Origin of the sequence: Aquimarina algiphila, assembly GCF_947494415.1 — a bacterium.
Classification (GTDB): domain Bacteria; phylum Bacteroidota; class Bacteroidia; order Flavobacteriales; family Flavobacteriaceae; genus Aquimarina; species Aquimarina algiphila.
In genome coordinates, this window is the sequence record NZ_CANLVC010000004.1 from 290539 (window position 1) to 313611 (window position 23073).

Annotated in this window: 19 protein-coding genes; 11 read left to right on the forward strand and 8 right to left on the reverse strand. The window is 33.6% G+C overall.

Features of this window, described 5'->3' with window-relative positions; all coding sequences use genetic code 11:
• Window position 1 precedes the first annotated feature (1 nt).
• Window positions 2–829, reverse strand: a complete 828-nt coding sequence (lgt, locus tag PQF96_RS07955; RefSeq protein ID WP_271765686.1) for a prolipoprotein diacylglyceryl transferase — start codon at window positions 827–829, stop codon at window positions 2–4.
• 12 nt (window positions 830–841) lie between these two features.
• Complete coding sequence (locus PQF96_RS07960) at window positions 842–1720, reverse strand: cell division protein FtsX (protein ID WP_271765687.1); 879 nt, start codon at window positions 1718–1720, stop codon at window positions 842–844.
• Window positions 1721–1997: 277 nt separating this feature from the next.
• Between PQF96_RS07960 and PQF96_RS07965 the strand changes: the two genes are divergently transcribed.
• The 5 genes from PQF96_RS07965 (at window position 1998) to PQF96_RS07985 (ending at window position 8473) form a co-directional block, all read left to right on the forward strand.
• Window positions 1998–2930: a ketopantoate reductase family protein gene (locus PQF96_RS07965; RefSeq protein ID WP_271765688.1), complete on the forward strand. Its 933-nt coding sequence runs from the start codon at window positions 1998–2000 to the stop codon at window positions 2928–2930.
• 60 nt (window positions 2931–2990) lie between these two features.
• Complete coding sequence (locus PQF96_RS07970) at window positions 2991–6023, forward strand: leucine--tRNA ligase (protein ID WP_271765689.1); 3033 nt, start codon at window positions 2991–2993, stop codon at window positions 6021–6023.
• A 138-nt stretch (window positions 6024–6161) separates the two neighbouring features.
• Window positions 6162–6422 (forward strand): SemiSWEET transporter, encoded by a 261-nt coding sequence (locus PQF96_RS07975; protein ID WP_200825074.1) that lies wholly within the window; start codon window positions 6162–6164, stop codon window positions 6420–6422.
• Between the two features lie 134 nt (window positions 6423–6556).
• Complete coding sequence (ald, locus tag PQF96_RS07980; RefSeq protein WP_271765690.1) at window positions 6557–7672, forward strand: alanine dehydrogenase; 1116 nt, start codon at window positions 6557–6559, stop codon at window positions 7670–7672.
• Window positions 7673–7780: 108 nt separating this feature from the next.
• Complete coding sequence (locus tag PQF96_RS07985; protein ID WP_109434382.1) at window positions 7781–8473, forward strand: zinc metallopeptidase; 693 nt, start codon at window positions 7781–7783, stop codon at window positions 8471–8473.
• A 48-nt stretch (window positions 8474–8521) separates the two neighbouring features.
• Here the strand turns inward: PQF96_RS07985 and PQF96_RS07990 are convergent, their stop codons facing one another.
• On the reverse strand, window positions 8522–8992 hold the full coding sequence (locus PQF96_RS07990) for an Lrp/AsnC ligand binding domain-containing protein (RefSeq protein ID WP_271765691.1): 471 nt from the start codon (window positions 8990–8992) through the stop codon (window positions 8522–8524).
• 162 nt (window positions 8993–9154) lie between these two features.
• Window positions 9155–10525 carry a saccharopine dehydrogenase family protein gene (locus tag PQF96_RS07995; protein ID WP_109434380.1) on the reverse strand — a complete coding sequence of 457 codons (1371 nt, stop codon included), beginning with the start codon at window positions 10523–10525 and terminating at the stop codon, window positions 9155–9157.
• A gap of 137 nt (window positions 10526–10662) precedes the next feature.
• On the opposite strand from PQF96_RS07995, the gene PQF96_RS08000 reads away from it, so the two are divergent.
• Both PQF96_RS08000 and pckA read left to right on the forward strand, forming a co-directional pair.
• Window positions 10663–11061: a DUF423 domain-containing protein gene (locus PQF96_RS08000; protein ID WP_271765692.1), complete on the forward strand. Its 399-nt coding sequence runs from the start codon at window positions 10663–10665 to the stop codon at window positions 11059–11061.
• Between the two features lie 68 nt (window positions 11062–11129).
• Complete coding sequence (gene pckA / locus PQF96_RS08005) at window positions 11130–12746, forward strand: phosphoenolpyruvate carboxykinase (ATP) (protein WP_143915799.1); 1617 nt, start codon at window positions 11130–11132, stop codon at window positions 12744–12746.
• A gap of 119 nt (window positions 12747–12865) precedes the next feature.
• On the opposite strand, the gene PQF96_RS08010 is transcribed toward pckA, so the two are convergent.
• Both PQF96_RS08010 and PQF96_RS28640 read right to left on the reverse strand, forming a co-directional pair.
• Window positions 12866–13612 carry a uroporphyrinogen-III synthase gene (locus PQF96_RS08010; RefSeq protein WP_109434377.1) on the reverse strand — a complete coding sequence of 249 codons (747 nt, stop codon included), beginning with the start codon at window positions 13610–13612 and terminating at the stop codon, window positions 12866–12868.
• 29 nt (window positions 13613–13641) lie between these two features.
• A complete protein-coding gene (locus PQF96_RS28640; protein ID WP_109434376.1) occupies window positions 13642–14298 on the reverse strand; it encodes a DUF4271 domain-containing protein in 657 nt (218 codons plus the stop codon).
• Window positions 14299–14393: 95 nt separating this feature from the next.
• Here PQF96_RS28640 and PQF96_RS08015 point away from each other — a divergent pair, with 95 nt between their 5' ends.
• From PQF96_RS08015 to PQF96_RS08025, 3 genes are read left to right on the forward strand one after another with little or no spacing between them, the layout of a single operon-like run.
• Window positions 14394–15125 (forward strand): polyprenol monophosphomannose synthase, encoded by a 732-nt coding sequence (locus tag PQF96_RS08015; protein ID WP_143918635.1) that lies wholly within the window; start codon window positions 14394–14396, stop codon window positions 15123–15125.
• 2 nt (window positions 15126–15127) lie between these two features.
• Window positions 15128–16468, forward strand: a complete 1341-nt coding sequence (locus PQF96_RS08020) for a dihydroorotase (RefSeq protein WP_109434374.1) — start codon at window positions 15128–15130, stop codon at window positions 16466–16468.
• Window positions 16465–16971: a DUF4296 domain-containing protein gene (locus PQF96_RS08025; RefSeq protein WP_271765693.1), complete on the forward strand. Its 507-nt coding sequence runs from the start codon at window positions 16465–16467 to the stop codon at window positions 16969–16971. The genes PQF96_RS08020 and PQF96_RS08025 overlap by 4 nt, the downstream gene beginning before the upstream one ends.
• Here PQF96_RS08025 and PQF96_RS08030 read toward each other — a convergent pair.
• Both PQF96_RS08030 and PQF96_RS08035 read right to left on the reverse strand, forming a co-directional pair.
• Entirely contained in the window at window positions 16946–17956 is a 1011-nt protein-coding gene (locus PQF96_RS08030) for an NAD-dependent epimerase/dehydratase family protein (RefSeq protein ID WP_271765694.1), read from the reverse strand. The genes PQF96_RS08025 and PQF96_RS08030 overlap by 26 nt on opposite strands.
• A 334-nt stretch (window positions 17957–18290) precedes the next feature.
• Entirely contained in the window at window positions 18291–21302 is a 3012-nt protein-coding gene (locus PQF96_RS08035) for a CHAT domain-containing protein (protein ID WP_271765695.1), read from the reverse strand.
• Window positions 21303–21618: 316 nt separating this feature from the next.
• Between PQF96_RS08035 and tyrS the strand changes: the two genes are divergently transcribed.
• The gene (gene tyrS, locus PQF96_RS08040; protein ID WP_271765696.1) at window positions 21619–22914 is read left to right on the forward strand and encodes a tyrosine--tRNA ligase; all 1296 of its coding nucleotides are present in this window, start codon (window positions 21619–21621) and stop codon (window positions 22912–22914) included.
• The last annotated feature ends 159 nt before the right edge of the window (window positions 22915–23073 follow it).

A 23073-nucleotide genomic window follows, 5' to 3' on the forward strand; every position in this document is an offset into this window, starting at 1 on the left:
TTTAGAATATTGGAGGTTTGTTTTTCATTCTGCTCATCACTATTAGAGCGATTCCTATCCCTATAAATGGAATACTTAATAATTGCCCCATATTTAACATCATTTCATCCTCGAATGCAACTTGATTTTCTTTAAAAACTTCTAGTAGCAATCTTGCCGAAAATAAGGAGGCCATTAATAGACCTAGAATAAATCCTTTATGTTGTATTAGATCAGTTTTTTTGTAGCAGTACCACAATATCCCAAAAATAATAAGATAAGAAAAGGCTTCATACAATTGGGTAGGATGTCTTGGGATCATATCGTCTCTCATAAATATAACACCATAGTTACTTTCTGTTGGCTTTCCGTAGATTTCAGAATTCATAAAATTTCCAAACCGTATAAATGCTGCAGTAATAGGAGCGCCAATAGCTACTCTATCCATAACCCAGAGTAAAGATGTTTTACTCTTATAACAATACAATAGAATTGCTAGAATTGCACCAATAGTACCTCCATGACTGGCTAATCCTGTAAAACCAGTAAAATGCCAGTTGTCATCTGTAATTTTAAATGGAAGAAAGATTTCTAGTGGATGCTGAGAGAAATAGGCAAAGTCATAAAATAGACAGTGCCCGAGCCTTGCTCCTACTAATACACCAATAAAAAGAAAGGTAGATAGTTTTTCAAGATTTTCTGTAGGGACACCTTCAGATTTATATATTCTTTTCACAAGACCATAGCCTAGTAATAAACCAGTGACGAATAAAAGACCATAATAACGTAAAGGAAAAACACCAAACAACGTTACAATTTCAGGATCAACATTCCATTCTATAGGGCCCATTAGTATCTGGTATTAATAATATAATTCGTCAGTTCTTAGGTTTAAAAATCGTTGTGTAGCAAAGAAAGTACTGATCCATGTGATAAGTATTCCAATTCCAAAAACACCAGCAAACAAAATAACAAGTAGAATTTCATCATCCAGTAGTGCTAATTCGGGAAAGGTTTTGTTAAGATAATATAGAACAACACTAACTCCAATTAAGGCAACAAAAGCTCCTATCATGCCTAACCGAACACTTTTCCAGACAAAGGGTTTGCGAATGAATTTTTTTGTTGCTCCAACCATTTGCATAGTTTTAATGATGAATCTTTTGGAGTATACCGACAGACGAATAGAACTATTAATAAGCAGAACCGCAATAAATGTAAAAACACCACTAATGAGTAATACCCAGAAACTGATTCGTTTTATGTTGTCATTAAGTAGCGAAATCAAGGGTTTGTCATAAATTACTTCATCTACAAAATCTTTCTTGACAATAGATGCGTTGATTTCCTCAATTTTGGCCTGATCCACAAAATCAGCTTTTAGATATACGTCAATTGAATTCTGAAGTGGATTATATCCAAGAAAATCCATAAAATTTTCTCCAATATCCTTGCTATGCTCTTCTGCAGCTTCGTCTTTAGAAATAAACGTGGTGGATTTGGTATATTCTGCTAATGCTAGAGTCTTTTCAAGTTGTTTTATCTCAACATCTTTGGCAGTATCCTTTAGGTAAATTGTAAGTGCGATTTTCTCTTTAAAGTGATCAGCAACTTTTTTTGTATTTAAAACCAATAGTCCTAATAAGCCCAATAAAAATAATACTAACGATATACTAATAACTACAGAAAAATAAGAAGAAATTAGTCGTCGTTTTTGGTATTTTTCAAAAGATGAACTCATAGATAATCTAATTTTCTGGTAAAAATAATAAAGTTAATGAGACTTCGTATTCTAAAATGCAGTACATTTTTAGAATACCTTAATCGAATTAATCCTGTTCCAGCACGGGATCTATAATTTTTTATTATAAAATGAGGCACATTTTAAAATAAATTAATCGAATTAATCCTGTTGTAGAATGGGAGTCTTTATTCTGTTTTGTATTTTAATTAACTTTGGTTTATATAAGAATAACGTATACTTGAATACAATCTTATTTATATAATTGATTTTAAATATGCATATAGTAGTTATAGGAGTTGGCGGTGTTGGTGGATATTTTGGAGGTAAAATAGCCAATTCAGGTCAAAAAGTAACATTAATAGCCAGAGGGAAGCATCTTGATGCTATTCGCAAAAATGGTTTACAAGTAAAGAGTATCGATGGTAATTTTGTAACTCATCCGTTCCTGGTAACCGATAATATTGATACTTTGGAAAAAGCAGATTTGGTATTGATTTGTACCAAGTCCTGGCAAGTAGCCGAAGCAGCAAAATTGATAATGCCTATTCTAAAAGAGAATACGGTGGTGATACCATTACAAAATGGAGCTGATAATGCAGAAAAAGTATGTGCTGTATTGGATAAAAAATATGTTCTGGGAGGATTGTGCAGGATTTACAGTAAAATAGAAGCTCCAGGTGTTATTTCTCATTTTGGTCATTCTCCAGAAGTTGTTTTTGGAGAATTAGATAAAAGCAAAACAGATCGTCTTCAAAACATAAAAGAAATATTTGATAAAGCTGGTTTTAAGAATACAATATCAGAAGATATTGAAGTAGATATATGGAGCAAATTTATGTTTATTGCTACGGTTAGCGGACTGGGAGCGTTAACTAGGGCTACAATTGGAGAAATGTATGAAAACCCAGATGTCAAAGAGCTTTTAGAGCAAACGGCAACCGAAATTTATAAAATTGGTACCGGCAAAAACGTAAACTTACCAAAAGACCTTGTAGACCGAATAATGGTTTTTATTAGCAAGCAACCTTATGATTCTACAGCCTCTACACAACGAGATATTATAGAAGGTAGACCATCAGAATTAGATAATTTTAATGGTTTTATAGTAAAAGAAGGGATAAAATTAGGGATATCCACACCTATAAATGGATTTACCTACAGATGTTTACAGCCTATGGAGGTAAAGGCGAGAAGTGCTAAAAACTAAAACAAAAAAGAGTAGTAAACTCACATAAAATTGTAAATTTGCGGTCTTAATTTTAGAGGAATGAGCTACGATTTTAATACTATTGAAGCCAATTGGCAGAAATATTGGGCAGAGAAAGGAACGTTTAACGCAGAAAATAACAGCGAAAAGCCCAAATATTATGTTTTGGACATGTTTCCTTACCCATCAGGAGCAGGATTGCATGTTGGTCATCCACTAGGATATATAGCAAGTGATATCTATGCGCGATATAAGCGTCATAAAGGATTTAATGTTTTGCATCCGCAAGGATATGATTCTTTTGGGTTGCCAGCAGAACAATATGCCATTCAAACGGGTCAGCATCCGGCGATTACAACCAGAGAAAATATAGCACGTTATCGTGAGCAATTAGATAAAATTGGGTTTTCTTTTGATTGGAGTAGAGAAGTTAAAACCAGTGACCCAAAGTTTTATAAATGGACCCAGTGGATCTTTATAGAACTTTTCAATTCCTGGTATGATAAGGATGCGGATAAAGCGAGAGTAATTACTGATCTCGAAGCTATTTTTACTAAAGAAGGGAATGCAAACGTAAATGCAGTTTGTGATGAAGATGTAGAACCATTTACAGCAGAAGGTTGGAATGGTTTTTCATCAAAAGAAAAACAAGAGGTATTGTTAAAATATAGGTTGACCTATTTAGCAGAAACCGAAGTAAATTGGTGTCCGCAATTAGGAACTGTTTTGGCAAATGATGAAATTGTAAACGGAGTTTCAGAACGTGGTGGGTATCCTGTGGTTCGTAAAAAAATGACGCAATGGAGTATGCGAATCTCTGCGTATGCACAACGATTATTAGATGGATTAGATACGATTGATTGGCCACAACCGCTAAAGGATTCTCAGACCAATTGGATAGGACGATCTCAAGGTGCAAGTGTAACTTTTAATGTAAAGGATCATGAGGCTACTATAGAGGTATTTACAACACGGCCAGATACTATTTTTGGAGTTAGTTTTATGACTTTGGCTCCAGAGCACGAATTGGTTCAAAAGATAACTACTTCTGAGCAGAAAGAAGAAGTACAAGCTTATGTAGAAGCTACAGCAAAACGTAGCGAACGTGAGCGTATGGCTGATGTAAAAACCATTAGTGGAGTGTTTACCGGTGCATATGCCGAACATCCTTTTACCAAAGAGTCTGTGCCGATTTGGATAGGAGACTATGTATTGGCGGGGTATGGTACAGGAGCTGTAATGGCTGTGCCATGTGGGGATCAGCGTGATTATGACTTTGCGAAATATTTTGAAATCGATATCCCTAATATTTTTGAAGGAGTTGATATTTCTGAAGAAGCATTTGCCGATAAGGAAAATACCATCATTGCTAATTCTGATTTCTTAAATGGTTTAAACTATAAAAAAGCAACAAAAACTGCTATTTATGAGTTAGAAAAGATTGGTCAGGGAGAAGGAAAAATTAATTACCGACTACGTGATGCAGTATTTAGTCGTCAACGGTATTGGGGAGAGCCATTCCCGGTATATTATGTAGATGGCATGCCACAAATGATTGATGCAGCGCATTTACCGATCGCATTACCCGAAGTAGAAAAATATTTACCTACAGAAACTGGAGAGCCTCCATTAGGTCGCGCTACAGTTTGGGCTTGGGACGCTAAGAATAATAAAGTGGTGTCTAACGATTTAATCGATGATACTAATGTATTTCCTTTAGAGTTAAATACAATGCCGGGTTGGGCAGGAAGTTCTTACTATTTTAATAGATATATGGACCCACACAACGAAGATGAGGTATTTTCTAAGGAAGCGATTAACTACTGGAAAGAGGTAGACTTATATATTGGCGGAAGCGAACATGCAACGGGTCATTTGTTATACGCTCGTTTCTGGCAAAAATTCTTGTTTGATCACGGCTATGTTCCTGTTGATGAGTTTGCGAAGAAGCTAATTAATCAAGGAATGATTTTGGGAACTAGTGCTTTTGTATATAGATTAGTTTTTGAAGATTTTTCTGAAAACGTTGCTAATGTATTAGAAGGAAAGTTTTTTAATGATTCAGAAAAAAATCAAATTCAAGACTTTATAAAAAAATACGATGGAAAAGTATTTGCTTCATTTAAATATTTTGAAGAGCATCCTTTTAAAGAATTAATTCCAGAGGATAAGAAGGGAGTTTTTCATACTAATTATCCAGGATTATATGATGGTTTAAAAAAAACCTTTAAAAAATTTGAAAATATAATTGATGGATTAGGTTTTACTGTTTCAAAACTACATTCTGATGTTTCTTTAGTAAATTCTTCAGATGAATTAGATTTGGAAGGCTTCAAAAAGTGGAGGCCGGAATATAAAAATGTAGAATTTATTCTGGAAGATGGAAAATATATTGTTGGTCGCGAAGTAGAAAAAATGTCCAAATCCAAATATAATGTAGTGAACCCAGATGGTATTTGCGAGCAATATGGTGCAGATAGTTTACGATTGTACGAGATGTTTTTAGGACCGCTAGAACAGGCTAAGCCCTGGAATACTGCTGGAATTACTGGAGTGCATTCTTTTTTGAAAAAATTGTGGAAATTATATCATAATGGAGATGTTTTTAATGTAACTGATGAATCACCTACCAAAGATAGTCTTAAGACCTTACATAAAACCATTAAAAAAGTAGAAGAAGATATTGAGAATTTTAGTTTTAATACTTCAGTAAGTACCTTTATGATTGCAGTGAATGAATTAACTGCTCAGAAATGTAATTCGAGAGTGATATTAGAACCATTGACAATACTGGTTTCTCCTTATGCACCACATATTGCCGAGGAGTTATGGCAAAAACTAGGGCATAGTGAATCTATTGCTACTGCAGCGTTTCCAATATTCGAAGAAAAGCACTTAGTAGAAAGTACAAAGCAATATCCAATTTCATTTAATGGTAAGACACGTTTTACATTAGAATTGTCTTTAGATTTAAGTAAAGATGAGATCGAGGCCGAGGTGATGGGACATGAAAAAACGAAACAACAACTAGATGGACGAACACCTAAAAAGGTAATTGTTGTTCCTGGTAAGATTGTTAATGTGGTTGGATAAGTAACTTTAATAATAATTGACGAGAGTTTTAACCTGCCTTTATTGTCGAATTCTAAGGCTCTTGAAGGGTTAGTGTTGTTATGAGAATTTGTAGAATCGTACACTGAGCCTGTCGAAGTGTACTCTTTTTTTTAGATTATGATAAATCCAATAGAAATCTTAGGATTAGTGGCAGCAATATTAACCACAACTGCTTTTTTACCACAGGTTTACAAAACTTGGAAAACAAAATCTACTGATAGTTTATCATTATCAATGTTGTATATTTTTGTCACTGGAGTGCTTTGTTGGCTTATTTATGGTTTTTTAATCAATAGTGTACCCATCATTTTAGCGAATTTCATAACCGCGATATCAGGATTTCTATTGCTTTATTTTAAGTATCGATATAAAAACTAATATAAATTTTCAATTTTTCTTGTTTTTTAACAAATAAAGTGATAACCTAGTAAAATTATTGATAAAATATTTTTAGGGTATCTTTTATTGTTTTATTTCATAAAAACAGCTATTTTCGACCAAAAAATAAGAATATGATAATTGGTGTTCCTAAGGAAATCAAAAATAACGAGAACAGAGTAGGTCTTACACCTGCCGGGACTATGGAGCTTGTTAAACATGGTCATACTGTTTTCATTCAGCAAAATGCTGGTCTTCAAAGTGGTTTTGAGGACGAAGAATATACCAAAGCTGGAGGTAAAATGTTGCCTACCATTGAAGAGGTGTATCAAACTGCTGAGATGATTATTAAAGTAAAGGAACCTATTGAGCAGGAATATACATTGATTAAAAAAGATCAATTAGTATTTACATATTTTCACTTTGCATCTAGTGAACCTCTTACCAAAGCTATGATTGATAGTGGATCGGTTTGTGTTTCTTATGAAACTGTTGAAGATCCTGATCGTAGTTTGCCGTTATTAACTCCGATGAGTGAAGTGGCTGGCCGTATGTCTATTCAGCAAGGAGCAAAATATCTTGAAAAACCGTTAAAAGGTATAGGGATTCTTTTAGGAGGAGTTCCAGGAGTGGCACCAGCAAAGGTGTTGGTACTTGGAGGTGGAGTTGTTGGGACACAGGCAGCAAAAATGGCAGCGGGAATGGGTGCAGATGTAACAATTTTGGATATTAGTATAAAGAGATTACGTTATCTTGATGATGTAATGTCTGCTAATGTGAATACAGAATTTTCTAACGAACATAATATTCGTAAACATATAAAAACTTCAGATTTAATTATTGGGGGAGTATTAATACCGGGAGCTAAAGCACCTAAATTAATTACCCGAGATATGCTGAAGGAGATGCGTCCGGGAACTGTATTAGTTGATGTGGCGGTTGATCAAGGAGGTTGTTTTGAAACAACAAAACCTACAACTCACCAGGATCCAGTGTATATTATTGACGATGTAGTGCATTATTCTGTGGCAAATATGCCAGGAGCTGTGCCATATACTTCAACTTTGGCATTAACTAATGTCACTTTGCCATATGCAATACAATTGGCAAATAAGGGTTGGAAAAAGGCTTGTGCAGAGAATGAACCACTTAAAAAAGGACTAAATGTTATTAACGGTGACGTAGTGTATCCTGCGATATCAGAAGCTTTTAACCTTCCTCTAGAGGATGTGAATGGATATTTAAAGTAGACTCGATTTATTGGCTAACTCAAGTTTATTTAAACAAAGACCTCGCTATTTTGGCGAGGTTTTTGTATTTTATGTACCCGTATTAATAAGTATAAAAAGTATTGAATTATGATGGGATATTATATCATTGCAGGGATTATATTTCTTGTGAGTTCATATGTAAGCAATAAACTTAAAAGTAAATTCAAGAAATATTCTAATGTTCATTTGCAAAATGGAATGAGCGGAGCAGAAATTGCGACAAAGATGTTACACGATAATGGGATACGAGATGTGAAAGTAATTTCGACACCAGGAATGTTAACGGATCATTATAATCCGTTGAATAAAACAGTGAATTTAAGTGAAGGAGTATACAATCAACGTAATGCCGCCGCTGCCGCTGTTGCTGCTCATGAATGTGGGCATGCTGTACAGCATGCTACTGCCTATAGTTGGTTAACCATGCGATCTAAAATAGTACCAGCAGTAGGGATTTCTAGTAAGCTCTCTAACTTGGTCATTATGGCAGGATTAGTTTTATCTGCTTCAGGGATGGTATTTGGAAATACTATTTTCTTAGTCGGTATTTTGCTCTTTGGAGTGACTACTTTATTTACATTTATAACATTACCTGTAGAGTATGATGCAAGTAATAGAGCGCTGGCTTGGTTAGAAAAGACAAATATGGTAACTAGAGAAGAGCATGCTGCTTCTAAAGATGCCTTAAAATGGGCAGCTAGAACATATCTGGTTGCTGCTTTAGGTTCGTTAGCCACATTACTCTATTTTATTTCCATTTTTTTAGGTAGAAGAGATTAAGTAATTTATGGATCAGATCTTATCTGTTTTCTGACGGGTAAGGTCTGATTATATTTTAATCTGTCTATCAATTTGCTGATCCAGTGATATGAAAGTTTCTGTTCTGGATACTCCTTCTATTGCCTGGATATCTTTGTTTAAAACATTCATTAAGTGCTCATTATCTTTGCATAAGATTTTAATAAAAATAGACCAATTTCCTGTGGTATAATGGCATTCAATTACTTCAGGAATTTCTTGCAGTTGTTTTACGGCTTTAGGATTGCTTACGGCTTTGTCCAGGTATACTCCAACGAAAGCCATGGTTTTGTATCCAAGTACTTTGGGGTCTATAACAAACTTTGACCCTGCGATAAGCCCTGAGGCTTCTAATTTGCGCAGTCTTTGATGAATAGCTGCTCCAGAAATACCAACTTTTCTTGCGATTTCAAGAATAGGCCTTCGTGCGTCTTCCATAAGATTACGTAGGATTTCTTTATCAATTCCATCAATTTTCAAAGTTGAATTTTGATTTTTCATAATATACAAAGTTACAGATATTAATTAAAAACGCAATTAATGCTTTTTAATTGAAATGCAAAAGCATGTATTTTTTGTAAAATTGATGGATGTGTAAAGTTGAAATATATTTTATTGTAATATTTTGTTATGTAGGTTTCCTTTCTATACTACTAATGTGATTTATCCTTTTACTCCATCAGGATTATAACCGAGATAGTCACGTTCTTTTTCTTTAAATATAATACCGTACTCTTCAAGCTCTTTAAGTATGGGAGCATATACTTCTTCATGGATAGGTATCTGAACACCTGTAAGAGAAATTTGTTTGTTTAGTATGCGCAGGGTGGCCATTGCAACAGGGAGTCCCACAGTTCGAGCCATAGCAGTATATGTTTGATCTTCACCAGTGCTTACCATAGTTGCATCTATTTGTTTTTGTTGACCATTAAACTCATAACCAAATTTATGATACATGACGATCATATCCTTATCACCGTCATCCAGTGTCCATTTGTCCATCAAAATCTTTTGAAGTCCTTGCGCTGGTGTTGCATTTGGAATTCCAATTTTTTTATTAGGATTGAAAAGATCAAGCTCTAGAAGCTTATCCCACATGATGTCATCCTGATCTATTTTGAGGTAATGACGAAGTTTTAATTCTACCGAATCAGAAGGAGAGTAGGCTAAAAAAGAGTTCGTAAAATCTCGATAACTCATATGCTCAGAGTTCATAATAGTATAATCATCAGCAGTCATGCCTAATTGCACAAAGGTATTCCAGGCTCTGGAGAACCCTACTCTTCTTATGGTCCCTCGATAAAGGGTTAAGATATCTTCTAATCCATAGATGCTCTGGTATTTTAATGAATTTCGGTTTGCATATGCCTCAAAACGACCATAACCTTCAACCTCTAAAAATTCTGTTCTTCTAAATAATTTATGATATGGTATATATTTATATGTGCCTTCCTGAAGAAACTCTGCTGCTCCACCTTGCCCAGCTACTACTACATTACGGGGATTCCAGGTGAATTTATAATTCCAAAGATTAGTATCGCTTTCGGGAGCTACTAACCCGCCTGTAAAGGATTCAAATAGAATTATTTTTCCTCCTTGGTTACGTATGCGATCTATAACTTGCATAGCACTCATATGGTCAATACCAGGATCTACCCCAATTTCATTCATGAAAATCAATCCCTTTTCTCGAACTTCAGTATCGAGTTCTTGCATCTCTTTACTTACATAGGAGGCAGTAACCATACATTTGTTAAACGTCAAACAATCTTTTGCAACTTCGATATGAAAACGTGCAGGAAGCATAGAAACTACAATGTCAGCATCTTGAATAGCGTTTTGACGAGAAGTTTGATCAAAAACATCCAAAAGAATTGCTTTGGTGTTTGGGTGATCATTTGCCAAGTTTTTGGCATTTTCAACAGAAATATCACCTATCGTTATAAATAAATTCTCAGTAATAGATTTATCCTGAAAATATTTAATTAATACCGCTGTAGATTTACCTGCACCAATAACTAAGATCTTTCGCATACCTGATGATATTTTAATAACTTTGATACGAATGTAGTAAATACCGTAAAAAGTAGGTTCTCAATTTTGACGGATTAATTATGTTTTTGATAAAAATGTGTCTAAATTTTAAAATTTAATAGCTAGTATAGTCAATTATGAATAAAATATCTACGAATAAAACAATTTTGATTACGGGGTGTGTGATGGGATTGCTTGCGGTGTTATTGGGAGCTTTTGGAGCTCATGGATTGGAGAAATTAGTGAACGCAGAAAGTATTGATTCTTTTACTACCGGAGTCAGATACCAAATGTATCATGCGATTGTGTGTTTGATTTTAGGAAATATGACTATTTTGAGTTCTACTTCCAAAAAGAGAATTTTTTATTTATTTCTGGGGGGAATAACCCTTTTTTCGGGGTCAATATACCTTTTGGTGATAGATGAAGTATTAGGAGTTTCTCTGTCAAGTATTGGTTTTATTACACCTTTAGGAGGTTTTTTGTTAATTCTTGGATGGATTTTCTTTATAATTTCGTTAGTTAAGATTAAATGATTTTTTATCGGTTGGTGTGATTATTATTTATAATTTTGCACGTACATAACAAAACACAACATATTTTTATGGAACCACTGTATCCAATTACGAAAACGTTTTCGTTAAAGCATTACGGTATTGAAAATGCTACAATGCGCTACCAATTATCACCTCAAGATCTTGAGGATGAAGTAGTGCAAAAAGGTCAGGGAAAGATTACGTCATCAGGCGCACTGGCAATTAACACTGGTGAATTTACTGGTCGTTCTCCTATGGATCGTTTTATTGTTAAAGATCAGATCACACAAGACAAAGTGTGGTGGGGAGATATCAACATTCCTTTTGATCCAGATGCATTTGATGCACTGTACGATAAGGTAACAAACTACCTTTCTGGAAAAGAGGTTTTTGTGCGTGATAGCTATGCTTGTGCAGATCCCGAGTATAAATTAAATATACGTGTGATTAACGAGTATCCTTGGTCAAATATGTTTGCGTATAATATGTTTTTGAGGCCAACAGATGAGGAGTTAAAAGATTTTGATCCAGAATGGTTAATTGTTAATGCACCAGGTTTTATGGCAGATGCTGCCGTAGATGGTACGCGCCAACACAATTTTGCGATATTAAATTTTGAAAAAAAGATTGCATTAATAGGAGGTACAGGATATACTGGAGAAATTAAAAAAGGTATTTTTTCTGCGTTGAATTTTATTTTACCTGTATATAAGGAATCGCTTCCTATGCATTGTTCTGCTAACGTAGGAGAAGATGGAGATACTGCTATATTTTTTGGTCTTTCTGGTACTGGTAAAACTACATTATCTACAGACCCTAACCGTAAATTGATAGGAGATGATGAGCATGGGTGGACTAAAGAAAATACCATATTCAATTTTGAAGGAGGGTGTTATGCAAAAGTTATTGACCTTGCCGAAGAGAAAGAGCCTGAAATATATAGAGCAATTAAAAAAGGAGCAATTCTTGAGAATGTAATCATTGGCGATAACGGTGTTGTAGATTTTGCTGATACGTCAATTACTCAAAATACCAGAGTTAGCTATCCAATTCATCATATTGAAAATATACAGAAACCTTCTATTGGTAAAAACCCAAAGAATATATTCTTTTTGACTGCTGATGCTTTTGGAGTAATTCCTCCGATTTCTAAGCTAACACCTAGTCAGGCAGCATATCATTTTATGTCTGGATATACTGCAAAAGTAGCAGGTACAGAAGCAGGGATTGTAGAGCCTACACCTTCGTTTTCTGCATGTTTTGGAGCACCATTTATGCCGTTGCATCCTGCTAAATATGCAGAGATGTTAATTAAGAAAATGAATGATACTGGTGTAAATGTGTGGCTTGTAAATACAGGTTGGACTGGAGGGTCTTATGGTGTAGGAACCCGAATGAAACTGAAGTATACTCGAGCTATGATAAACGCAGTGTTAAACGGAGATTTAGGAACATATTCATACGACAAATATCACATTCACTCGGTATTTGGAGTAGCGCAACCAAGAGAGTGTCCTGGTGTTCCTACAAGTGTGTTGAGTCCGAGAGCTACTTGGAATGATGATGAAGCGTATTACACAACTGCATTTAAGTTAACAAATGCTTTTAGAGAGAATTTCAAAAAATTCGAAGCTTATGCTAACGAAGAAATTAGACGAGGAGGTCCACAGCGTTACTCTTTTTAAAGGAAAAGAATACTAATATTAAAATAAAAAGGTCTGAAAATTAATTTTCAGACCTTTTTATTTTAATGAATAACTTTATCTTAACCTAGAGATATGTGTCTTTAAGATTAAAACTCTAGTTATTTTTTATTTGCTTCTTTGATATATTTCTGAAGCGCCATTGTCATTGACGGAGTCTCTGGTGTAGGAGCTTGAATATTAACAATCAAATTATGCTCTTCTGCAGCTTTTACCGTTGAGTTACCAAAAACAGCAATTCGAGTATCGTTTTGTTTAAAATCTGGAAAATTCTCAAATAATGACTGTATTCCAGAAGGACTAAAGAAAACCAAAATGTCGTAAAATACATCTCTTAGATCAGAAAGATCACTTACCACAGTTTTGTAAAAAATCCCCTGTTTCCAATCTACTTTTAGATTATTTAAAGTGTCTGGAATTAAGGGTTTTAACTTATCGGAAGAAGGTAATAAGAACTTTTCGTTTTTATACTTCTTGATTAGTGGGGATAATTCCTGAAAAGTACGTTTTCCCACGTAAATCTTTCTTTTGCGGTATACCACATATTTCTGAAGATAATAGGCTACAGCCTCACTTTGACAGAAATACTTAAGTGTATCAGGAACCTTAAAGCGCATTTCTTCAGCTATTCTAAAGAAATGATCAACAGAGTTACGGCTAGTAAGAATAATAGCAGTGTATTGTGATAAATCTACTTTTTGCAATCTTACTTCCTTTGCATCAACTCCCTCTACATGAATGAAGGGGATAAAGTCAATTTTTACCTTTTCCTTTTCTTCTAAATCAAAATAAGGTGAATTTTCCACTTTAGGCTCCGGCTGTGAGACCAAAATTGTTTTCACTTTCATATATATTCTTTCTTTTTGTAAAGGTCCTACTAATTACTAATAAGCTTATATAGTATAAAATAGGGTGCGATTTCAAGTGCGCAAAGATACAAAATAAAATAAAACAAGTAGTTTAAAATAACATTTTCGTTTTTCTTATAAAAGGAAACGAGCACAATTATGTTTAGAATAGACAGTGAAATCAATAGTATTATAAAAGCAATTTTAGAAGGATGTACAGCATATATAAATATGATATTGACAGGTAATAGGATGACACCCATAAAATTGCGATAGGATACTTTGTAAAATAAATATTCATCAATTATAGAATCAATAGAAAAAATAGCGGCAATAATTTTTTCTATTAATAACTTACAAACAACGATAACCGTATATAAGATTGCAATTTTAAAATATAATGTAATTTCATTGGGAGCTACATTCCATTTAAAGACATCAAAACATAAATATATAAACAACGATACCGAAACTACCTGAAATAAAAGCAAGATTGCGTTAAATAAGGATGAAAGTTTATTTTGTTTTTGATTAGATATAATATATTTATTATTGCCAAGTAACATGATAAAATCAGAAAACCGTAGGGTATTCACACCCTTGGCTGTCACTAGGAGCATTAGGCACGCCATAATTAAAATGGTAAGCCAGTTGGTAGGTGTTATTTCGCGTAAAATATATTCCATATTGTATTCAGGGGTAAAATTACGATCAATTAACTTATAAAAACAAGAAAATATCTAGTAATTATTTAGTTATATTTGCCTGAAAAATAGCCTAGATGGTGGACGCATTAGTCATAATCCCTACCTATAATGAAATTGAGAATGTGGAGCGAATCATTAGAAATGTATTTTCGCTTCAGCGTGATTTTCACATTTTGATCGTAGATGATAATTCTCCAGATGGAACTGCTGCCAAGATAAAAGAACTACAATTAGAATATCCAGAATCTCTTTTTTTACTAGAACGAGAGGTGAAATCTGGATTGGGAACCGCATATATAGCAGGTTTTGAGTGGGCATTAGAACGATCTTATGCTTATATTTTTGAAATGGATGCCGATTTTTCTCATAACCCTAATGACCTCATACGGTTATATAATGCTTGTGCAAAAGGATCTTCTGATATTGCTATAGGATCTAGGTATGTTACCGGAGTCAATGTAGTAAATTGGCCAATGAGTAGAGTTTTATTGTCTTGGGGAGCCTCAAAATACGTTCGATTTATAACAGGAATGGATATTCATGACACAACTGCCGGATTTATCTGTTATAAAAGAGAGGTATTGGAGAAAATAAATCTTAAAAAAATTCGATTTGTGGGATATGCTTTTCAGATAGAAATGAAATTTAAAGCACACTTATTAAAATTTAAAATAAAAGAAGTTCCTGTAATTTTTACAGATAGAACACGTGGGGCTTCAAAAATGAGTAAAGGAATTATTTCCGAAGCAGTTTTTGGAGTTATAAAAATGAAATTTAACAGCTTATTTAATCGTTACGAAATATGATCATGGAGAATGTACTTATTAAAAATGCCAACATTGTTAATGAAGGAAATGTTTTTAATGGAGATGTATATATAGAAAATGGTGTCTTTAAGGAAATTGCACCACAGATAAGTGCAAAATCACCTGATGTGCATATTTTTGATGCCGAAGGAAAATATCTATTACCAGGGGTAATAGATGATCAGGTGCATTTTAGAGAACCTGGATTGACACATAAGGCAAATATAGAAACAGAATCCAGAGCAGCTATTGCCGGAGGGATTACTTCTTTTATAGAAATGCCTAATACCAATCCTCAGACCACTACCATAGAAAAACTCGAAGAAAAATTTGAAATCGCTGCAAAAACAAGTTACGCAAATTATTCTTTTATGTTTGGAGGGACTAATGATAACTTAGAAGAAATTCTAAAGGTCGATCCTAAAAAAGTAGCAGCACTTAAATTGTTCTTGGGGTCTTCTACAGGAAATATGTTAGTAGATAATCCAGAAGTATTAGAAAAAATATTTTCATCTACAGATTTATTGATCGCAGTGCATTGTGAAGACGAAGAAACAATTAGAAAAAATACGGCAGAATATAAAGAAAAATACGGAGATGATATTCCTATTGAACTTCATCCAACTATCAGAAGTGAAGAAGCATGTTATTTGTCATCATCTCAAGCTATAGCATTAGCAAAAAAAACTGGAGCAAGATTACATGTTTTTCATCTTTCTACAGCAAAAGAATTAGCGTTATTTACCAATAAAATTCCGTTAAAAGAAAAGAAAATTACTGCCGAGGTTTGTATTCATCATTTATGGTTTTCTGATGCTGATTATAAAGAAAAGGGGACATTAATTAAATGGAATCCAGCTGTAAAGACATCAAAAGATAGAGATGCTTTGTTAAAAGCACTATTGAAAGATAAAATTGATGTCATTGCTACAGATCACGCTCCACATACTATAGAAGAGAAAGATAATGTGTATACCAAAGCTCCTTCAGGAGGTCCTTTGGTGCAGCATGCACTTCCTGCAATGTTAGAATTTTATCATCAAGGTAAAATAACTTTAGAAAAAATTGTGGAGAAAATGTGTCACAATCCCGCAATATTATTCCAGATCGAGAAACGTGGATATATTAAAGAAGGATATTATGCAGATGCAGTCTTAGTAGATCTAAACGCTCCCTGGACTGTAAACAAGGATAACATTGCTTATAAATGTGGATGGTCTCCTTTTGAAGGAACTACGTTTAAATCAAGAATCACACATACTTTTGTAAACGGAAGTCTAGTATACAAAAATTTTAAATTTTATGAGGTGCGACATGCACAACGATTAACTTTTGATAGATGATTAGAAACCTAATATATGCTATAGTTTTTCTGACATGTTGTATTGCATGTCAGAGTTTGGATAAAGCTGAAAAGCCAAAAATAATAATAGATGAAGATCGTATGGTTGACATCCTATCGGATATTGCTTTTATAAAAGCAGCAAAATCATCAAATAGAAAAACATTTGTAGAGGACAGTATTAATCCTGAAGCTTTTATTCTTAGGAAATATGATATTGATAGTATTGTTTTTGCAGAAAACAACACTTGGTATACCAGTGATATGAAAAGATATCAAGCTCTTTTTGAAAGAGTGAAAACAAAACTTGAAAAAGAAAGAACTAAGTTTGAAGCATTAAAAAAGGAGGAAGACTCTATTAAAAAAATAGAAGATTCTATACAGAAGAGTTTAGATACGTTGAAGATCGAAGACGAATTGATCAATACTAAAGATCTTCTTATCGAAGATGAAATTGAAATGGCTAAGAAAAAGCGAGTTACTCCTGATTCAGAAAATAAGTAGCTGTTTTTTGTATGCTTTTTTCCATCGTGATAAAATCATAGTCTAATGTTGTCCTAATCTTATCATTGTTATAGTAGCTATTAGAGAATGCACTGCGTATTGACGATAGAAATACAGATCGTTTTGTTCTAAAGAAAAAATGACTGATACGCTGTGCGTGATATGCTATTTTCATTAAGAAAGGAGTAGCTTTTTTCCTAGGGATAGACTTCTGTAGTCCTTTAGCAATCATAGAAAAGGCACTTTTGTAGCTTATGTTTTCGCTAACAAGAATATAACGTTGATTTGTAAATGTACTATTCATAAGTCGAGTCATGATATTGATCACATCTTCAATATCTACATATCCCGTTATTCCTGTGGTATAATATTTCATCCCGGCATGGATTCTTTTGAATAGAAATCCGCTACCACTATTAAAAAAACCTGGTCCGATAATAATTCCTGGATTTACGACCACAGCATCCAGTCCTTCCTGTACGCCTCTCCAGACTTCCATTTCTGCACCGTATTTGGTAATGGCATATACCGAATTAGGAACTTCGGGGTTCCATTCTGCATTTTCATCAATAGCAGCACCTGATATATTTTCTCCCAGGGTTGCGATCGAACTCACATAGCATAATTTCTTTACGTTTTGTATTAGGCAAAGATTTACAATATTAGCAGTACCTTCAATATTGGCTTTTCGTAATTTTTTATAGTGAGAAGGATTAAAACTAATTTTAGCTGCACAATGATACACATGAGTGACATCTTCAAAAGCCTCGGTAAGTGTTGGGATATCACTTATATCAGTTTGTACCCATTGGATAGTTTCGAATAGGTGTTCTTCTTCCTCAGAGAAATATGAGGAAAACACTTTTTTAGCATGCTCTTTTTTGGCTTCGGTTCTGTATAGTGCACGTACAGACTGTTTGTCCTTTATTAATCTAACCAATAGATGAGTTCCTACTAAACCTGTGGCACCTGTAACTAATATCATAGCATATATTCTGCGGGTACTAAAATAAGTAATTAATGACTGTTTTTTGTACTCTTTCTTATAGAAGAAAATATTTTGTCGGGGAAATATGTTTCTGCATGATGCAACAGCTTTTTTAAATATAGATTTTATTCCTACTTGAAGTAGAAAGTATTTCTTGTCATCCCAGACTTGATCTGCGATCTATTTTGGATATGTAATTATGGATTCCAGTCTTTAGTTTATCCTGAGCTAGGTCGAAGGACTGGAATGACAATTCGATTTGATAGTATGATAGTTTTAAAAAGGGTAGACCTGTCAGGTTTTCAAAACCTGACAGGTCTGAAAATACTAGTTAAACTTTATTCTTCCTTCTATACCAAAACCCTACAAGAATTATTATTCCTAAAACACCTAATCCCATAGCCCAATATACAAGGGTGTTATTTTCAAAATGCATAGGAGAAGCATCTCCAACTAAATAAAATGCTCCCCAATAAAAAGGAGCTGTTCGATTAATATCTGCCTTGGCTAGGTATTCTAGTTTGGCTTGTTGTAAGGCTTTACCTTTATTCATGCCAGCTTTTAGGTTGATGTAGAAATATTTCATCACATCAGGTGTGGTTTTATCAGACACCTCCCAGTTTGTCAATAACAAACTCTTGGTTCCTGCATATTGAAAAGCATTACCCAAACTCATAATTCCTTCTCCTTTGGCAATTTTACCAGCTCCTGTGTTACATGCACTCAATACCGTGAGTTCTGCAGGGATATCCAAAGCAAATAATTCATGGCTATACAATAGATTATCTTCTATGGTGTCTTTACTTTTGGTAAAATAGAGTTTTGAGTTCTCTGGTCTTTCGTTGTCTACCTCTCCATGTAATGCCAGATGTAGTATGTTATATCGACTTGCATTGCTTTTAAAATTAGCTTCTACCGCCTGCGAACCATAATAATATTGTCCATCGATAATATCAGCAATCGCGCGAATCTCTTCACGAGTTCCCGGTAAATCATCTCCAGCGCCTCTTAGCGTTGCCAAGCGCATAGTATTGGTTGTCGTGGTATGTGTACTATCAGAAAATGAAAAAGCAAGACACTCCTGTAGGGTTTCTGAGTGCTGACTGTTTTTAAAAGGTGTAAATAGCAGATTCGCAGAATTGGCATAGGTGATTGCATAATCATTTAGGAGATATGATAGCAGTGCAGGATTATTGTTAGCACTATCTTTTTGTGTCAATAACAAATCAAAATTAAGATGCCATAAAGGACCGTCTGGTACAATGATTAATTGATCTCCAATAATATTTTTAGTAATAGGAGCAAAAAGTATATTATAGAGTGCATTCGATTGCTTTTTAAATTTTTGAATATCTTGGGAGATAATACTACTACGAAATGCTTCAATCTGTTCTGTAAGTTTTGAAGTTACCAGTTCTTGGACTCCTATGTGATCTTTAGAAACGGTAAAAGCATAAGAGGTGCTATCTCCAATAAAAAACTCTAACAAAGTCGTTTTGTCATCCAATTGTTGTTGGATATCAACTACAGAAACAATATCGTTTTGATACTTAAGTTGATGGTATTTAGGATAGTTTTTTTCTAGGATTTGAGTTAATGAATCTTGTTTTCTATTGATGTCAAATAGTTTGTTTTCATATTTTCTTATTTTCAAAGTGTCCAATTGTGATTTGGTTTGTTCTTTGTTAACTCTAGATTGATAAAAAGAAAGATCTGTTTTAAGACTTTTTTCTAGTTCAACTAATTCAACAGATAATCCAGCGAAGTTTATAGCACTCGAATTGTTTAATAATTCTTTTAAAATGTTCGCTTTACTTTGTTCGGTATAGTAAAAGATATTGTTTAAATCATCTTGTTTTTTATGGACAGCATTAAATAATAGTTCAGTTTCAATCGCTCCAGTGTAAACTTCTTTCGTAATTTTAGCAAATTCTAGTTTGTCTTTTGGTTTACTTAATTCCTGTCTTATTTTATGAATTAGCGTATCAGCTTTTTTGTAGATGTTTATGCTATGTTGTAGATCTTTTAAATTGTTATCTTGTTGATATAGCTTCTGAAATGCTTTTGCTTTATTAAGTGAAGTTTCCAGAGCTATATTTAAATCAAAAAAATGATTCGTATTGTTTTTAATTATTTTGCTTTTAGGTGTATTAGCTTCTAGAGCTAATTGATAATAGTGTAAAGCTTTAGGGTATTCTTTTTTTCTATTAAAAACATCTCCAGTAAATTGGTATAACGTTGCAATCATAGTAGGGCTAGGAGAAGAAAGCTTTAGATGTATATCCAAAGACTTTTTATAGTGTATAAGTGATTTTTCATATTCATGTTTTTCATAATAACTCCATCCCATAAGAAAATAAGAGTTAGCTACATAAGAATGACTTTTGCCTAATTTTTTTAATCTAATAGTTAATGCTTTATTGTAGTACTCTAATGCTTTATCATATTCTTTTAAATCATGATGAATTAAACCAATATTATAATAAGAATTTGACACTCTTATATGTTGCTTACCATATTCTTTTAAATATATATCTAAGGCTCTATTATAATATTTTAATGCTTCATAATACTTTTTTTTTCCTCTAAGGGCAACACCTATATTGTTTAATGAAGAAGCGGCTTCTATTTGCAAATTGGTTTTATTAGAAAAAATAGTTAATGCTTTTTTAAAATAGTCTAAGGCTTTTTCATATTCTTTTTTTGAGATGTATACTCTTCCAATTTCGTTATAAGAATAGCCAATGTTTTTGTGACTTTTACTATAAACTTTAATTCCTAAAGACAAGGCCCTTTTAAGAAATAATAAAGATTTATCATATTCTCCTTTTAGTAGGAAAATAGTGCCAATACGACCATATGATACACTGATTTCTTTGTATGGTTTAGGTGCTATTTTTTGTTTAATAGTCAACGCTTTATTATAGTTTTCTATGGCTGTTTCATAATCCAAAGAATATCTGTGATATACTCCTATGTTGCCATATGCAATAGCTTCTTCAATATTGTTTTTAAGATATTTAGAACTTGTTTTTAGTGCTTTTTTTGCATTTATAAGAGATTCTTTATCATCGTATTTACGCCATTGATTTTCTGAGATTTTATTATAACAACTTGCCACTTTTTTCCAAGTCTTGGTGTTTTTATATATAGATAGTGCTTTTTCAAAGAGTTTAATAGATTCATCATATTTTGCATCTACCAATAAAGAATCCCCCTTCTTAAAATACTGAGAAGCTAGTAATGTATCTTTTTCTGTTTGTGCATGCGTAGTATGACAAGTGATTATAAAAAAGATAATGAATACAAAAGAAATCAAAGAAATAGAATGTAATGTTTTCATAGGTGATATATGTGGTATTCTCTAGTTAATAGCAAAGAAACTAAAAATGTTACCTTGATAATGAGGGTTGGGAGTTAAAATTTGATATGTAATTGTCATCCCGACCTTTGAGAATGCTTGCACTGAGCGTAGTCGAAGTGCTTAGGATAAACTAAAGGCTAGGATCTGTAATTATGGATTCCAAAATGGATCCCAGCCTACGCTGGAATGACAAAGTTAATGATGAAAAACAATGTAATGCTGATTTCTTACATATTCATAGCTGGATATTGTCCATATTTTTATCTTTGTCGCTTCGAATCGAATTATCATAAAAATGGCTAAGAATTTTATAGAAGAATTACGTTGGAGAGGGATGTTACATGATGCAATGCCCAACACCGAAGAATACCTAATGGAACAAATGAGATCGGCTTATGTGGGATTTGATCCTACCGCAGATTCGTTGCATATTGGTAATCTGGTTCCGATTATGTTATTAGCACATTACCAGAGAGCGGGTCATAAGCCATTTGCCTTGGTAGGAGGTGCTACAGGTATGATTGGTGATCCTTCTGGGAAATCAGCAGAGCGTAATCTACTTGATGAAAAAACATTACGTCATAATCAAGAAGCTATAAAATCTCAATTAAGCAGATTCCTAGATTTTGAAAGTGAAACGCCTAACGCTGCAGTATTAGTGAATAACTATGATTGGATGAAGGATTTTTCATTTCTTGAGTTTATTAGAGATGTCGGTAAGCACATCACCGTAAACTATATGATGGCCAAGGACTCTGTGAAGAACCGTATTTCATCAGAGTCATCAGAAGGAATGTCATTTACAGAATTCACTTACCAATTAGTACAAGGATATGATTTTTTACACTTGTATAGATCACATGAATGTACGTTGCAAATGGGGGGTAGTGACCAGTGGGGTAATATCACTACAGGAACTGAGTTGATCAGAAGAATTGCTGGTGGTAAAGGATATGCTTTGACCTGCCCATTGATTACCAAATCAGATGGTTCTAAATTCGGAAAATCTGAAGGTGGAAATGTATGGTTAGATGCTAAACGAACTTCTCCTTATAAATTTTATCAGTATTGGTTAAATACCAGTGATGAAGATGCAGAAAAATATATTAAGATTTTTACCTTTTTGACAGAAGAAGAGATAAAAACTTTGGTTGATGAACATAAAGAAGCTCCGCATCTTCGAGTATTACAAAAGAGATTGGCAGATGAAGTTACGGTGATTGTTCATTCTAAAGAAGATCTCGATAATGCAATTAAAGCTTCTGCTATTCTTTTTGGAAAATCGACATCGGCTGATCTTAAAGATTTGGATGAAGCTACTTTTTTAGATGTTTTTGATGGTGTTCCGCAAGCGGAAATAGGAAAAGAAGAGATAAGCAATGGTTTAGATATCATCGGAGCGTTAGCAGAAAAAACAGGTTTCCTAAAATCAAACGGAGAAGCAAGGAGAGCATTGAAAGAAAATTCTATTTCGGTAAATAAAGAAAAAGTTGCCGAAGGATATTCGATAGCAGAACATGATTTAATTAATGATCAGTTTGTATTGTTACAACGTGGTAAAAAGAATTATTTTGTGATTAGAGTAGTTTAAAAAGATAATATAGACCTCACTGGTTTTCAAAATCTATGAGGTCTGATTTATTATAAAAACTTCATAAAAAAACAACGCCTGCATGAATCTACTCTAGCAGGCGTTGTCAACTAACCAATCAATTATTGAAAAAACTTAGCATTACATACAGCTTCAATA